The sequence below is a fragment of the Virgibacillus proomii genome (assembly GCF_900162615.1).
GTDB classification, from domain to species: Bacteria; Bacillota; Bacilli; order Bacillales; family Amphibacillaceae; genus Virgibacillus; species Virgibacillus proomii.
In genome coordinates this window covers 1-14762 of the sequence record NZ_FUFN01000007.1, presented here as the reverse complement: position 1 = coordinate 14762, position 14762 = coordinate 1, and the positions used below count along the sequence as shown (strand labels likewise).

The window sequence follows — 14762 nt, the reverse complement described above, 5'->3', positions numbered from 1 at the left end:
TAGTGCAAAAAATAAGTGTTATTTTAAAATGCGTGTTTCAAACAGGATTAAAAAAACACAGTTCAGGTAAGATCGCAGCGTCTTCGATGTGCCGTGTCGCTGTTTTTCTTGACGTTAAGAAAACTAGCGATGTATCGTTGTCAAAGCTTCTCTTGTTCTTGGAAAAGAAGAACACTTTTTCTTCGTGCGATGTTTGTCGCCCAAGCCAATCGGGTATTTAGTTGCCAGTTATCACATCACTTCGTCTTTTTAATTTCAAACCATAAAAGCAGTAGAGATGATGGGGCCTTATATACGTTATTAAAATTCCACTCGCGTCGACTTAACTTCGCGTTGAAATTTTGTACATGCTAATATTTGAAGAAATTATAAATGGATTATTTAGACAAAATATTAAACATTCTCTTAGAAGAAAGGTAAGGATCTTTATGTTATTTGTATTAGATGTTGGAAATACGAATACGGTCCTGGGTGTTTTTGCTGATGATAAATTAATTCATCAATGGCGAATAAAAACGGACCGTCATAAGACAGAAGATGAATTTGGCATGCTAATTAAGTCATTATTTGCACATAAAGGTGTTGCTTTTTCAGAAATTACAGCAGTAATTATTTCTTCCGTAGTACCTCCTATTATGTATGCTTTAGAAAAGATGTGTAAAAACTATTTTCAAATAGAGCCATTGATCATTGGCAAGGAAGCAGTAGATTCCTTTTTAAAAATGCGTTATCCAAACCCAAAAGAAATTGGGGCGGACCGGATTGTGAATGCAGTTGGAGCGATTGAGGAGTATGGTGCACCGCTTATTATCATTGACTTTGGGACGGCGACGACCTATTGCTACATTAGTGAACAAAAAGAATATTACGGCGGAGTCATTGCCCCAGGAATGCAGATAGCGATGGAAGCCTTGTATCAATATGCTTCTAAATTACCGAAAATAGAAATTCAAGTTCCACCGAGTGTCATTGGCTCATCTACTGTAGAGGCAATGCAGGCTGGTGCTCTATATGGTTATGTAGAGCAAGTTGACGGGATTGTGCGTCGTATAGAGAAAGAAATGGGTGTTAGGACAACTGTTGTAGCAACAGGGGGACTATCGCCATTAATTGCTGATGAATCAAAAATGATAGCTATTGTAGATCCTTATTTAACTTTAAAGGGATTACGGTATATTTATAACAAAAACAAACCAGAATAGCTTTTTCCTGGCAGAAGGGAGAACAAGTCATGAAAGATTTTATAATAAAAGCAACTGCTTATGATGACAAGGTACGTGCGTATGCTGCGCTCTCTACCCATACTGTGGAAGAGGCGAGAAGGCGACATGACACATGGGCAACGGCTTCAGCTGCGCTAGGCAGAACACTTACGATTACAGCGATGATGGGAGCAATGCTAAAAGGGGAAGACACCATTACAACGAAAGTAATTGGGAATGGTCCAATTGGAGCAATTATTGCAGATGCGAATGCAAACGGGCAAGTTCGCGGTTATGTAACGAATCCTCATGTTGATTTTGAACTAAATTCTCAAGGGAAGTTGGATGTGGCTAGGGCTGTCGGTACGGAAGGAAATATTAGTGTCATTAAGGATTTAGGATTAAGAGACTTCTTTACTGGGGAAGTTCCGATTATTTCCGGGGAAATTAGCGAAGACTTTACTTATTATTTTTCGAATTCTGAACAAATCCCTTCAGCTGTTGGCGCAGGCGTATTAGTAAATCCTGATCATAGCATTTTAGCTGCTGGAGGGTTTATTGTCCAACTGATGCCAGACGCAAGTGAAGAGGTAGTCGAACAGTTAGAAGAACAAATACAAGCTTTCCCAGCTATTTCCGCATTAATTCGTGAAGGAAATAAACCTGAGCAAATATTACAGCGCCTATTTGGTGACCAGGAGATGAAGCTGCTTGAGTCTATCCCGTTGGAATTCCGTTGTCGATGCTCAAAAGAACGGGTAGAGCGAGCTATTATTGGATTAGGAGAAGCTGAAATTCAAAATATGATCGATGAAGATCACGGAGCTGAGGCTAGCTGTCATTTTTGTAATCATACTTACCATTTTACAGAAGAAGAGTTAATTAATCTAAAAGAACAAGCAAAATAATCATTAAAAATTAGCTAAAAATCGCAGACGTTACTGCGATTTTTAGCTTTACTAACAACTAAAATGTAAACAAGTAAAAAATTTAAATGTAAGTAGAAGCCAGGCGCAAGTTATCCTGTATAAGATCCCCCCTTCAAGAGCGATAGAAAAGAAGAAGAAGCCTATGAAAGATAACGGGAACTAAATCCCTATTATTCAAGGGGAAAGTACCTTGAATGAAGTTTTACATATCGTCAGAAGTTCTCCAGTTTGTACGTCACCACCTTCGCTTGCACTTTTGTTCTACTCCTATCAATAGGGATGAAAGAAAACCTCTACGGAACGAAGTATCACTTTAATATGCCAATCTTACTTTTGATGTAAACAAACATTCAAGTGAACAGAAACCCTCATTTTTGTGTTGCATGAGGAAGAAAGGAATATTATGTTAAATTTAGCTTATACAAGTTTCATGTAAATGGCGTGTAAAGTTTGGACATACTGCTAAAGAAAGATGTTATAACTCTTTCTTATACTTTAGGAAAGTATAAAATTTTAGGGTTTATCCCGCATGTAAGGTGCCGTAGGACTTCCACTATAAGATCCTGAGTTGGTACAAAAGGGTCAAAGTGGAAGAAAACGGCACCTAAATGCCGATTCGTTCAAACTAACATTCCGTGTAAAAAGCATTCCACGGAATGAAGTTTCACTTTATCGTATAAGAAAAACTACAGCTTTCGCTAAAGACTTGGCGACAAGCCAAGTTTTTCTAAAACCTTTGAATGTACATATGTATAAGTGTACGTTCAAAAAGAGGATAAATAGGCTTGAAGTCTCACATTATTATGTAAGCCTAGGATTAGCTTAGTTGCTGTGCTTGTATAGCTTCTTAAGGCTAATTGTACCTAAGTATGGGAGGAGCAGGAAATGTCAAAAAAACTATTACTTGGAATCATTATTATTCTTTTAATTACGAATATTGGTATGATATTAGTTTGGAGTAATAACGGGCAAGTAGATGTAAAAAATGATGGAGTAAAACGGAAATTTAGCAATAAGGAAGTGGTGGCAACTGTAAATGGAGAAGACATCACTTATCAAAAATGGCACGAAGCTTTAAAGAATACGTATGGAGAAGAAAAGCTGAAGGCAATGATTGATCGCATTCTTGTTCAGCAGTTAGCAGAAAAGAATAGGATCAAGATTAGTGATAAGGTGATAGAACGAGAAATTTCACTCCTGCTTGCAATGCAAGGGGTGTTATCAAGGTCTGAATATAAAGAATTAGAAGCAGATTGGGAAGATGATATACGTTATCGCTATCAACTGCAAATGTTACTAACGGAAGATATACCTGTTTCCGAAGCCAAAATCAAAGAGTATTATGCAAGATATGGGAAACACTACAACTTCACATCTTCCATGCAGCTTTCACATATTGTAGTAAAGGATAAGAAAACAGCGGAGAAAATTTATGAGGAGTTAGAGTCAGGGGCGTCGTATAGCTTATTAGCACAAGAATATTCACTGGATGAAGAAACGAAATCGGAAGGTGGATATTTAGGGTTTATTTCAACAGAAAGCCAATTTTTTCCTAAAGGCTATGAGGAAATTGCTGCTAAGATGAATGAACATTCTTATAGTAAACCATTTGAAGCAGATAATGGTATAGCTATTTTATATTTACATCGTAAGCTTCCTTCGATTACGTTTACCTATGAGGAAATAAAACCGTATATCAAAAGCGAATTAGCACTAAATGAAAAAAATCAGTCATTAGATGCTGATTCACTTTGGGAAAAGCAAGATATTGAGTGGATTTACGAAAAATCTGAATAGGATAGTTGACAAGATCAAAATAAACTCGTAAATTTATAATAAATCAGATAAAAAAAGTAGGAATTAGGAGGCCTTGAGATGAAAGTTGCAAATTCGATAGCGGAGCTTATTGGAGAAACGCCAATTGTAAGGTTAAATAATATAGTTGATGAAAATAGTGCTGATATTTATGTGAAATTAGAATTTATGAATCCGGGAAGTTCAGTAAAAGATCGAATTGCTTTAGCAATGGTAGAAGCTGCTGAGAAGGAAGGCTTACTTAATGAAGGAGATACCATTATTGAACCAACAAGTGGGAATACTGGAATAGGCTTAGCGATGGTAGCTGCTGCCAAAGGTTATAAAGCAATCTTAGTGATGCCGGATACGATGAGTCAGGAACGCCGTAATCTATTACGTGCTTATGGTGCTAAGTTAGTATTAACGCCTGGTGCTGAAGGAATGAAGGGGGCAATAAATAAAGCAGAAGAGCTGCAAAAAGAACATGGATATTTTATGCCGCAGCAATTTAATAATGAGGCAAATCCCGAAGTTCATGAAAAAACGACAGGAAAAGAAATCATTTCCCAAATGTCTGAGGGATTAGATGCCTTTATTGCTGGTATCGGTACAGGAGGTACGATTACAGGAGCGGGTAGAGTGCTAAAAGAGCATTTTAAAGATATTAAAATATATGCTGTCGAACCAGCAACATCTGCTGTACTCTCTGGAGAAAAACCAGGTCCACACAAAATTCAGGGGATAGGTGCAGGTTTTGTACCGAAGATATTGGATACACATATATACGATAAAGTATTACAAATTGAAAACGAAGAGGCTTTTGAAACGGCCAGAGAAATTGCTACGACCAATGGAATATTAGGTGGTATTTCTGCAGGCGCAGCTGTAGCCGCTGCGAAAAAAATTGCTAAAGAACTAGGTAAAGGCAAGAAAGTATTAGCTATATTCCCAGATAATGGGGAACGTTATTTATCTACTCCACTTTATCATTTTGGGGAAAACGAATAAATTATAGGCTTTTATGCGTAACCAGTATCGGAACAACGGTACTGGTTTTTATGCTAGTCTAGGAATTTATATCCGTTTCTATATGGTGGAGGTAGATAATTGGTTTGAAAAGTAGCTTTTTCTGTCTAGCTCAAGTAATGGAGCTCAAGCAAACTTCGCTCTTCTTCTACGATAAGGTTAACATCTGTTCGAATCTAAAGGAAGGCCGACTAAAAGCAGACTTGTCGCCCAATGTCGGCATCCCCCTGTTACAGGGGGATGTTTCCTTTATCTCGAATGTAAGGAGCCGTATCTTTCTCATTTGAAAAAATCTACTTACTTTTTCTGATCTTTATGAGTTCAAATCGCTCGGATCGACAGAAAAGGAAAGCTTCTTGAACAAGCATTGCACGCAGAAAATGCGTTCTTCTTTTTCAAGGACATAGAAGGCTAGACAGCGACACATCACGGTTGTTCAAGGAGAAAAACACTCCTTGAATGAAGTTTCACTTTATCCTGCATGTAACTAAGCAGTAGACCTCCCCTTCCATGCTACGAGTCCATGTTACGAGGTGAAACTTAGGAGGATAAGTGGAGGGTCTAACTGCAAGTCAAATGTCCGATTCGGTGGTCTAACAATCAGTTGGGGGTGATAGAATATTCACTTTATTTCGTCAGCAGTTCTCCAGTTTGTACATCGCTAACCTATCTTAAGCATTTGTTCATTTATAACCATTTCTAAAGATATGTTAGGGCTGAAAGATAATCTGTTATGCTGCTTTGTGTAAATAAAGTAAAGGTCGCTTACAAAAAATTTCTATGTTACCATAAGAAAGAATAAAGATGAAAGAAGGACTGGTGGAAGATGCGGTTAACAACTAAAAAGAAAACCTATGATTTAACCGATCACACATATATTATGGGAATTTTAAATGTAACTCCTGACTCTTTTTCCGATGGTGGCCACTATAATACAGTTGAAAAAGCGGTAGAACAGGCCATGAAATTAGAGAAAGATGGAGCAGATATTATTGATATTGGTGGTGAATCGACCCGACCAAATCATCAGCCTGTTTCTCAGGAAGAGGAACTAGCGAGAGTGATTCCCGTGATTGAAGCTATTAAGGATAAAGTTACGATTCCAATATCGATCGATACGTATAAAGCTAAAACAGCTCAAGCTGCTCTGGAGGCAGGAGCAGACATTATTAACGATGTATGGGGAGCAAAGCGTGAGCCGGAAATAGTAGAGGTTGCAAGGGATTATCAAGCACCAATTATTTTAATGCATAACCGGAGAGATAGGAATTATAAAAATTTAATAGCCGATATGCTGTCCGATTTAAAAGCAAGTATTGAGATTGCATTGAGCGCAGGTGTTTCACATGAAAACATCCTCATTGATCCCGGTATTGGCTTTGCCAAAGCGATGGAGGATAATTTAGTTGTGATGAATCGGTTAGAAGAATTTCAGCAGCTAGGATATCCATTACTTTTAGGTACGTCAAGAAAACGGTTCATTGGACATATTTTGGATGTACCGGCTGAACAGAGAGATATAGGAACAGGAGCAACGACTTGCATGGGAATTATGAAAGGTGCACAAATTGTTCGGGTTCATGATGTAAAGACAAATGTTCAGCTAGCTAAAATGATGGATGCTATGTTGCATGTGGAAAGAAGGTAATTTAGTGGATAAAATTTATTTGCAACAATTACAATTTTATGGGTTTCATGGGCTACTTCCTGAAGAGAACAAGCTAGGGCAACGTTTTCAAGTTGATGCGGTTCTATATCTGGATCTAACTAAGGCTGGCAAAAGTGATGATATGAATCATTCCATTCATTATGGATACGCCTATGAATGTATTAAAGAAGTAGTAGAAGGGGAAGCAAAGAATTTATTAGAAGCAGTTGCCGAAAAAATTGCTGATAAGCTCTTATCTACCTTTAGCTTATTACAAGCTTGTAAAATTAAGCTTATTAAACCAGATCCGCCGATTCCAGGTCATTATCAATCCGTGGCAGTAGAAATATATAGGGAGAAATCAAAATGAATAAAGTATATATCGCTTTAGGAACGAATATTGAGCCACGATTTAACCATTTGCAAGAAGCATTACGACGCCTTCAGGAGCATAAGAAAATATCTATCCTCAAGCAATCATCTATTTATGAAACAGCTCCTGTAGGATATACAAATCAAGCTGACTTCTTAAATATGGTTATTCAGGCAGAAACAGATTGTACGCCTATAGAGTTATTAGACTACTGTCAACAAATAGAAAAGGAATTAGGCAGAAGGCGAACTATCCGATTTGGTCCACGTACGATAGACCTTGACATTTTATTGTATAATCAAGAAAATATAAAGATGGAACGTTTAACAATTCCACATCCACGAATGCATGAGCGTGCATTTGTGCTGGTTCCATTAAATGAGATTGCACCGAATACGGTGTTGCCTTTAACTATGGAAAATAAATGTGTTGTTGATGCAATAAAAGAACTATCAGGAAATGACTTAAAGGATGTAGAAATATGGACCAAAAAAGAATCGGTCGAAGAATAAAAGCATTTCGTAAATTAAAGGGATATACACAAGTTGAATTTGCCAAAGAATTGGAAATACCATTATCTGTTTTAGGGAGAATGGAAAGAGGTTCTAAGTCCGTTTCCGAGGATCTTTTAGACAAGATAATAGCTACACTTGATATATCGAAGGAAGAGCTTATTTTATGCGACAAAAATGACGGCGAAAGCTATTAAGAAAAGGAGGGGTATCATCATGTTTCAAATCGGCGATATTACGGTTCCAAACCGAGTTGTGCTGGCACCTATGGCTGGTGTAAGTAATTATGCCTTCCGTTTAACGGTAAAGGAATTTGGTGCAGGCCTTGTTACTGCAGAGATGGTAAGCGATAAGGGGATTGTTAATAAAAACGATAAAACCATGAATATGCTCTATATTGATGAAGAAGAAATGCCGATGAGCTTACAAATTTTTGGCGGGGAAAAAGATACGTTAGTTAAAGCCGCCTCTTTTGTTGATCAACATACAAATGCTTCTATTATTGATATCAATATGGGCTGCCCTGTTCCAAAAATCACCAAATGTGATGCGGGTGCTCGTTGGCTGCTTGATCCAGATAAGATTTATGAAATGGTATCTGCTGTTGTCCGTGAAGTAGAAAAGCCAGTGACAGTAAAAATGCGTAGTGGTTGGGATGAGAATCATATATATGCGGTGGATAATGCAAAAGCTATTCAAGAAGCGGGGGCAAAGGCAATAGCTATTCATGGTAGAACAAGGAAACAGCTGTACGAGGGAGTAGCTGATTGGAATATTATAAAACAAGTTAAGGAAGCAGTCTCAATTCCGGTTATTGGAAATGGCGATGTTGATAGTCCGCAAATTGCAAAGCAACGCCTAGATGAGACCGGTGTCGATGCAATCATGATTGGTCGAGCTGCTCTAGGAAATCCATGGATCATTTATCAAACAGTGAAGTATTTAGAGACGGGCGATTTAATTAGTAATCCTACTCCAAAGGAAAAAATAGATGTTTGTGCGCTTCATATGGATCGACTAATTCATATGAAGGGTGAAAAAATAGCAATTATGGAAATGCGCAAACATGCAGCTTGGTATTTGAAAGGGTTACGTGGTAATGGCAGAGTAAGGCGAAAAATAAATGATGTAGATACTCGAGATGGATTACTCAATATTTTATATACGTATGCTCATGAATTAGAGCAAGATCCAAAAGCTTCTTAATCGAAGTTGCTTCATCTGCTGTGAACATGAAGTTTGTATTAAAAATATTTCATACTCTTTAAGGAAGTGAAAGGTTTAAATCTGTTAGTTCTGCTGGCAGATTTTTACCAATGTCAGAGCTTTTAAATGGAAATAATGATGGAGCTTTGCTGCACATTACAAGTAAAGTGAAAGCAATCTATGTGGTGGCTTTTCTCAGGATTGCCTAGTTAGTATGTATTATTTTATTGGTGCCAGCTCTTTTATTTGTTTTCTATACAGTTAATACATGAAAGATGAGGGTAAATCAGCTATACTACCTAATTAGAAAAGAACTGGAGTGATCATGGTGTCAGAGGAATTAAATGAACATATGCGGGTTCGTAGAGAAAAATTGGAACAATTACAATCGCAAGGAATAGATCCGTTTGGTGGAAAGTTTGCACGGACGCATGTTGCAAGTGAGTTAAAAGATTTATACGATCGCTACACGAAAGAGGAATTAGAGGGTAAGGAAGAAGAAGTGACTATTGCAGGGCGAATCATGACAAAGCGTGGAAAAGGGAAAGCTGGTTTTGCCCATATTCAAGATGTTAGCGGTCAAATTCAATTGTATGTGCGTAAAGATACAGTAGGAGAGGCAGCATATGAGATTTTCAAAACAATTGATTTGGGAGATATCGTTGGTGTCAAAGGGACCATGTTTAAAACAAAGGTAGGCGAATTATCTGTTAAAGTTAATGATTTTCGGCTGTTGACCAAGGCATTGCGACCATTACCTGAGAAATATCACGGTTTAAAAGACATCGAACAGCGCTATCGTCAACGCTATTTAGATTTAATCATGAATATGGAAAGTAAGGAAACCTTTGTTTTAAGGAGTAAAATTATTCAAGCAATGCGTCGTTATTTAGATGGACAAGGTTTCTTAGAAGTAGAAACTCCGATGCTGCACGGAATACCTGGAGGTGCAACTGCAAGGCCATTTATAACGCATCATAACGCTTTAGATATTCCATTATATATGCGAATAGCTATTGAGCTGCATTTGAAACGGTTAGTTGTTGGCGGTATAGAAAAGGTGTATGAAATTGGGAGAGTGTTTCGTAATGAAGGTGTATCTACAAGACATAACCCAGAATTCACGATGATCGAGTTGTATGAGGCATATGCAGATTTTCAAGACATTATGATATTAACCGAAAAGTTAATATCTCATATTGCTAAAGAAGTGTTAGGTACTACTATGATAACGTATGGAGATTACGAAATAGATCTAGCTCCAAAATGGACGAGGAAGCATATGGTTGATGCGGTAAAAGAAAAAACCGGAGTAGATTTTTGGCAGCAAATGACGGATGAAGAAGCACGAGCGCTTGCTAAAGAGCATGATGTGGAGATTAAAGAAACGATGACATATGGCCATATTGTAAATGAATTTTTTGAGCAATTGGTGGAAGAAGAACTTATTCAACCAACATTTATTTATGGGCATCCAGTAGAAATTTCTCCGCTTGCAAAGAAAAACAAAGATGATGAGCGCTTTACCGATCGTTTTGAATTGTTTATTGTTGGAAGGGAACATGCAAATGCGTTTAGTGAATTAAATGACCCAATCGATCAAAAAGAACGATTTGAAGCTCAGGTTAAAGAACGAGCAGCTGGAAACGATGAAGCACATTATATGGATACGGATTTCATAGAGGCATTGGAATATGGTATGCCGCCAACTGGTGGGTTAGGCATAGGAGTCGATCGGCTTGTTATGCTCCTAACGAATTCTGCTTCCATTCGTGATGTGTTGTTGTTTCCGCAAATGAAAAATAAATAAACGGTACACCATTTTAAAGACAAAGGAGACTCTAAATGTCCCTTTGTTTTTTTAAATTGTTTAGGAAACTGTAAAATTTGTTCATCCACACCTAGCTCTAGCACCTAGATCTTCGGGGTTGCTTCACTCCTCCTGTGGCGTGGGAACCCTCCTTGTCGGAGCTCCAGTGCTTGTCGGGGCAGACCAAGGCGTTTCTCGTTTTTATTCTTGTTTAGGAATTTATATCCGCTTTTACTTGGCGGTTATCTTTTTTTAAAGTAGTTTCGTCGTCTACCTTAAGCTCTTATCTGCAGCAAACATCGATTATTTTTCTACGATAAGTTAACATTGGCTGGAATCTAAAGGAAGGCCTAAAAGCGGGCTTGCCGCTCAGGCGCCGGCAACCTCCTGTTTTAGAGGCCTGTTTTCTTTATTCGAATGGAAGGAGTCGTATTTCTCTCATTTGGAAAATCTGCTTATTATTTTGCGAATTTTATAAGAGAAGCGGCTCCTAAACTCTTTGGGGTGACAGGACAAGGAAAGCTAAGGTACGCAATATACCGCACATAGAAAAAGTGCTTTTCTTCGTGTGATGTATTGCTATGGGTGTTTATCCTGTTTCAAGGGTAGTGCTAGTCCATGCATCAAAAGTTTGACGCAGCGTTGTTTAGAGTATATGTAGCTAGATTCCCATTTTTGGCGTAGATTTAGACATTAAAATTATTTACTACATCGGTTTAACTTCGTATTATTCATTCTTATGTACGATAAATTCATTTTTCGAACAACTCCCTTATGACGAAGCAGTTTCCAGTTAAAATAGGAGTTCTTTTTAAGTGGTATGCTTTACCGCTTTTTGATCCCACATGTAACTGAAAGTAAGACCTGTTATTCTATGCTATGAGGTGAACTCAAGAGACTAGGTGGAGGAGCCAACTGCAAGTCAAATGTCGATTCTGTTCAGAAGCTTTTAGGCCATATCCTTGCGGTACTAACAATCAGTTGAGGATAAAAGAAACCCCGCTGATTAAAGATTCACTTTATGAATCAATTCTTACTGTCTATATGTAGATTTCAAAGATTTTAGCACTAGTTTGAATAAAATATTGAATTATATAAACACTAAAAATTAACTTTCAATAAAAAAAGTCTTGATTTCAAGGTGTAAACATGGTAAATTAATTATCGTTGCTTGAGTAAGCAATAACCTAAATAAAAATGATCGATTAAAAAATCATTAAAAAGTATTGACTTCTATCGATCAGCATGGTATATTAATAGAGTCGCCAATTTGATTAACAAATTGTCAAATAAAAAATGTTTGACAAACGTTTTTCAAAATGGTATAATAAAAAAGTTGCTGTCGCAAAAGACAGTTAANAGACCGTGAGGACTGGTGGAGCGCTTTGAAGTGAGAATGCCGGTATGAGTAGCGAAAAAAGAGTGAGAATCTCTTTCACCGAAAGCCTAAGGTTTCCTGAGGAAGGCTCGTCCTCTCAGGGTTAGTCGGGACCTAAGCCGAGGCCGAAAGGCGTAGGCGATGGACAACAGGTAGATATTCCTGTACCACCTCATGAGTGTTTGAGCGATGGGGGGACGCAGTAGGATAAGGAAAGCGCACGGATGGAAGCGTGCGCCCAAGCAGCAAGGGAGTCGGATAGGAAAATCCGTCCGATAATTCTAAGCTGTGACGGGGAGGGAACATGAGTACCGAAGTTCCGGATTTCACACTGCCAAGAAAAGCCTCTAGTGAGCTCATAGGTGCCCGTACCGCAAACCGACACAGGTAGGCGAGGAGAGAATCCTAAGGTGAGCGGGAGAACTCTCGTTAAGGAACTCGGCAAAATGACCCCGTAACTTCGGGAGAAGGGGTGCTCCTTGTAGGAGGAGCCGCAGTGAATAGGCCCAAGCGACTGTTTAGCAAAAACACAGGTCTCTGCGAAGCCGAAAGGCGAAGTATAGGGGCTGACACCTGCCCGGTGCTGGAAGGTAAAGGGGAAGCGTTAGTACTTCGGTACGAAGCGTAGAACTGAAGCCCCAGTGAACGGCGGCCGTAACTATAACGGTCCTAAGGTAGCGAAATTCCTTGTCGGGTAAGTTCCGACCCGCACGAAAGGTGCAACGACTTGGGCACTGTCTCAACGAGAGACCCGGTGAAATTATACGATGCGTGAAGATGCGCATTACCCGCGACAGGACGGAAAGACCCCGTGGAGCTTTACTGTAGCCTGATATTGAATGTTTGTACAGCTTGTACAGGATAGGTGGGAGCCATCGAAGCGTGAGCGCCAGCTTACGTGGAGGCACCCGTGGGATACCACCCTGGCTGTATGAACCTTCTAACCCAGGGCCGTGATCCGGTCCGGAGACAGTGTCAGGCGGGCAGTTTGACTGGGGCGGTCGCCTCCCAAAAGGTAACGGAGGCGCCCAAAGGTTCCCTCAGAATGGTTGGAAATCATTCGCAGAGTGTAAAGGCAGAAGGGAGCTTGACTGCGAGACCTACAAGTCGAGCAGGGACGAAAGTCGGGCTTAGTGATCCGGTGGTTCCGCATGGAAGGGCCATCGCTCAACGGATAAAAGCTACCCCGGGGATAACAGGCTTATCTCCCCCAAGAGTTCACATCGACGGGGAGGTTTGGCACCTCGATGTCGGCTCATCGCATCCTGGGGCTGTAGTCGGTCCCAAGGGTTGGGCTGTTCGCCCATTAAAGCGGTACGCGAGCTGGGTTCAGAACGTCGTGAGACAGTTCGGTCCCTATCCGTCGTGGGCGTTGGAGGTTTGAGAGGAGCTGTCCTTAGTACGAGAGGACCGGGATGGACACACCGCTGGTGTACCAGTTGTTCCGCCAGGAGCACAGCTGGGTAGCTACGTGTGGCAGGGATAAGTGCTGAAAGCATCTAAGCATGAAGCCCCCCTCAAGATGAGACCTCCCATCACGTCAAGTGAGTAAGATCCCTCAAAGATGATGAGGTAGATAGGTTCGAGGTAGAAGCGTGGTGACACGTGAAGCTGACGAATACTAATCGATCGAGGACTTAACTAAATCTAATGGAAAGATAGTCGTTGAATGATCTCTTATTTAGTTTTTAAGGTATGATCCATATTTTTTGATAAAAAGTACTTGCTTTTTTTACGAAAACAATTATAATAAGGCTTGTGCCTATTTTTTAGAACAATATAAACATCATGTCTGGTAGCAATAGCGGAGAGGTCACACCTGTTTCCATACCGAACACAGAAGTTAAGCTCTCCAGCGCCGATGGTAGTTGGGGCTTTGCCCCTGCAAGAGTAGGACGCCGCCAGGCATACTAAGATTACTTAGACTTTAAGTTATATACATAGTGGAGGATTAGCTCAGCTGGGAGAGCACTTGCCTTACAAGCAAGGGGTCGCAGGTTCGAGCCCTGCATCCTCCACCATTCGCCGGCCTAGCTCAATTGGTAGAGCAACTGACTTGTAATCAGTAGGTTGGGGGTTCAAGTCCTCTGGCCGGCACCAGCTTATTATAGTATAAAGGTTTAACAGGATATTAACAGCATTATCCATATGAGCCATTAGCTCAGTCGGTAGAGCATCTGACTTTTAATCAGAGGGTCGGAGGTTCGAATCCTCCATGGCTCACCATTACAATGAAAGATTTGCGGGTGTGGCGGAATTGGCAGACGCGCTAGACTTAGGATCTAGTGTCTTCGGACGTGGGGGTTCAACTCCCTCCACCCGCACCAATACCTTGATTATTTAATGGTTTAATTGCGGAAGTAGTTCAGTGGTAGAACACCACCTTGCCAAGGTGGGGGTCGCGGGTTCGAATCCCGTCTTCCGCTCCAAGCCAAGCCGGGGTGGCGGAATTGGCAGACGCACAGGACTTAAAATCCTGCGGTAGGTTACTACCGTGCCGGTTCGAGTCCGGCCCTCGGCACTATATGCGCCCGTAGCTCAATTGGATAGAGCGTTTGACTACGGATCAAAAGGTTAGGGGTTCGACTCCTCTCGGGCGCGCCATGATTCGGGAAGTAGCTCAGCTTGGTAGAGCACATGGTTTGGGACCATGGGGTCGCAGGTTCGAATCCTGTCTTCCCGACCAGTGTTTTTAATAAGGGGCCTTAGCTCAGCTGGGAGAGCGCCTGCCTTGCACGCAGGAGGTCAGCGGTTCGATCCCGCTAGGCTCCACCAACATTTGCTCTTTGAAAACTGAACAAAACAACCAGTATGTCAAGAAAAGCAGTCTCTGTTTTTCTAAGAAATAACTCAAGAGAGATCTTGAGAGAAGCTAAGAAAT

10 protein-coding genes, 9 tRNA genes, 1 rRNA gene and 2 other annotated features are annotated in these 14762 nt (G+C 40.3%); all 20 genes read left to right on the top strand.

Features of this window, described 5'->3' with window-relative positions:
- The first annotated feature begins 428 nt into the window (after positions 1–428).
- The 20 genes from BN1066_RS00145 to BN1066_RS00050 all read left to right on the top strand — a co-directional run bounded on the left by BN1066_RS00145 (position 429) and on the right by BN1066_RS00050 (position 14656).
- Positions 429–1202 carry a type III pantothenate kinase gene (locus BN1066_RS00145; RefSeq protein ID WP_077317480.1) on the top strand — a complete coding sequence of 258 codons (774 nt, stop codon included), beginning with the start codon at positions 429–431 and terminating at the stop codon, positions 1200–1202.
- A gap of 29 nt (positions 1203–1231) precedes the next feature.
- Positions 1232–2110, top strand: a complete 879-nt coding sequence (gene hslO / locus BN1066_RS00140; protein WP_077317479.1) for an Hsp33 family molecular chaperone HslO — start codon at positions 1232–1234, stop codon at positions 2108–2110.
- A 906-nt stretch (positions 2111–3016) separates the two neighbouring features.
- Complete coding sequence (locus tag BN1066_RS00135; protein WP_077317478.1) at positions 3017–3928, top strand: peptidylprolyl isomerase; 912 nt, start codon at positions 3017–3019, stop codon at positions 3926–3928.
- A gap of 78 nt (positions 3929–4006) precedes the next feature.
- Positions 4007–4936: a cysteine synthase A gene (gene cysK / locus BN1066_RS00130; protein WP_077317477.1), complete on the top strand. Its 930-nt coding sequence runs from the start codon at positions 4007–4009 to the stop codon at positions 4934–4936.
- 844 nt (positions 4937–5780) lie between these two features.
- Positions 5781–6602, top strand: a complete 822-nt coding sequence (folP, locus tag BN1066_RS00125) for a dihydropteroate synthase (RefSeq protein ID WP_077317476.1) — start codon at positions 5781–5783, stop codon at positions 6600–6602.
- A gap of 4 nt (positions 6603–6606) precedes the next feature.
- Complete coding sequence (gene folB / locus BN1066_RS00120) at positions 6607–6972, top strand: dihydroneopterin aldolase (protein ID WP_077317637.1); 366 nt, start codon at positions 6607–6609, stop codon at positions 6970–6972.
- Positions 6969–7487, top strand: a complete 519-nt coding sequence (folK, locus tag BN1066_RS00115) for a 2-amino-4-hydroxy-6-hydroxymethyldihydropteridine diphosphokinase (protein ID WP_077317475.1) — start codon at positions 6969–6971, stop codon at positions 7485–7487. Before folB ends, folK begins: the two co-directional genes overlap by 4 nt.
- On the top strand, positions 7457–7684 hold the full coding sequence (locus BN1066_RS00110; protein ID WP_077317474.1) for a helix-turn-helix domain-containing protein: 228 nt from the start codon (positions 7457–7459) through the stop codon (positions 7682–7684). The genes folK and BN1066_RS00110 overlap by 31 nt, the downstream gene beginning before the upstream one ends.
- A 19-nt stretch (positions 7685–7703) precedes the next feature.
- A complete protein-coding gene (dusB, locus tag BN1066_RS00105; RefSeq protein ID WP_077317473.1) occupies positions 7704–8693 on the top strand; it encodes a tRNA dihydrouridine synthase DusB in 990 nt (329 codons plus the stop codon).
- A 325-nt stretch (positions 8694–9018) separates the two neighbouring features.
- Positions 9019–10503: a lysine--tRNA ligase gene (gene lysS / locus BN1066_RS00100; RefSeq protein WP_179104245.1), complete on the top strand. Its 1485-nt coding sequence runs from the start codon at positions 9019–9021 to the stop codon at positions 10501–10503.
- A 1404-nt stretch (positions 10504–11907) separates the two neighbouring features.
- Positions 11908–12643, top strand: a sequence feature (23S ribosomal RNA rRNA prediction is too short).
- A gap of 5 nt (positions 12644–12648) precedes the next feature.
- Positions 12649–13514: a sequence feature (23S ribosomal RNA rRNA prediction is too short), on the top strand.
- A 158-nt stretch (positions 13515–13672) separates the two neighbouring features.
- Positions 13673–13788, top strand: a 5S ribosomal RNA gene (gene rrf / locus BN1066_RS00095).
- Positions 13789–13826: 38 nt separating this feature from the next.
- Positions 13827–13902 (top strand) — tRNA-Val (locus BN1066_RS00090).
- Positions 13903–13905: 3 nt separating this feature from the next.
- Positions 13906–13981, top strand: a tRNA-Thr gene (locus BN1066_RS00085).
- Between the two features lie 50 nt (positions 13982–14031).
- Positions 14032–14107, top strand: a tRNA-Lys gene (locus tag BN1066_RS00080).
- A 16-nt stretch (positions 14108–14123) separates the two neighbouring features.
- Positions 14124–14208 (top strand) — tRNA-Leu (locus tag BN1066_RS00075).
- Between the two features lie 27 nt (positions 14209–14235).
- A tRNA-Gly gene (locus tag BN1066_RS00070) sits at positions 14236–14310 on the top strand.
- A 6-nt stretch (positions 14311–14316) separates the two neighbouring features.
- Positions 14317–14402, top strand: a tRNA-Leu gene (locus BN1066_RS00065).
- Positions 14403–14408: 6 nt separating this feature from the next.
- Positions 14409–14485 (top strand) — tRNA-Arg (locus BN1066_RS00060).
- Positions 14486–14490: 5 nt separating this feature from the next.
- A tRNA-Pro gene (locus BN1066_RS00055) sits at positions 14491–14567 on the top strand.
- Between the two features lie 13 nt (positions 14568–14580).
- Positions 14581–14656, top strand: a tRNA-Ala gene (locus BN1066_RS00050).
- The last annotated feature ends 106 nt before the right edge of the window (positions 14657–14762 follow it).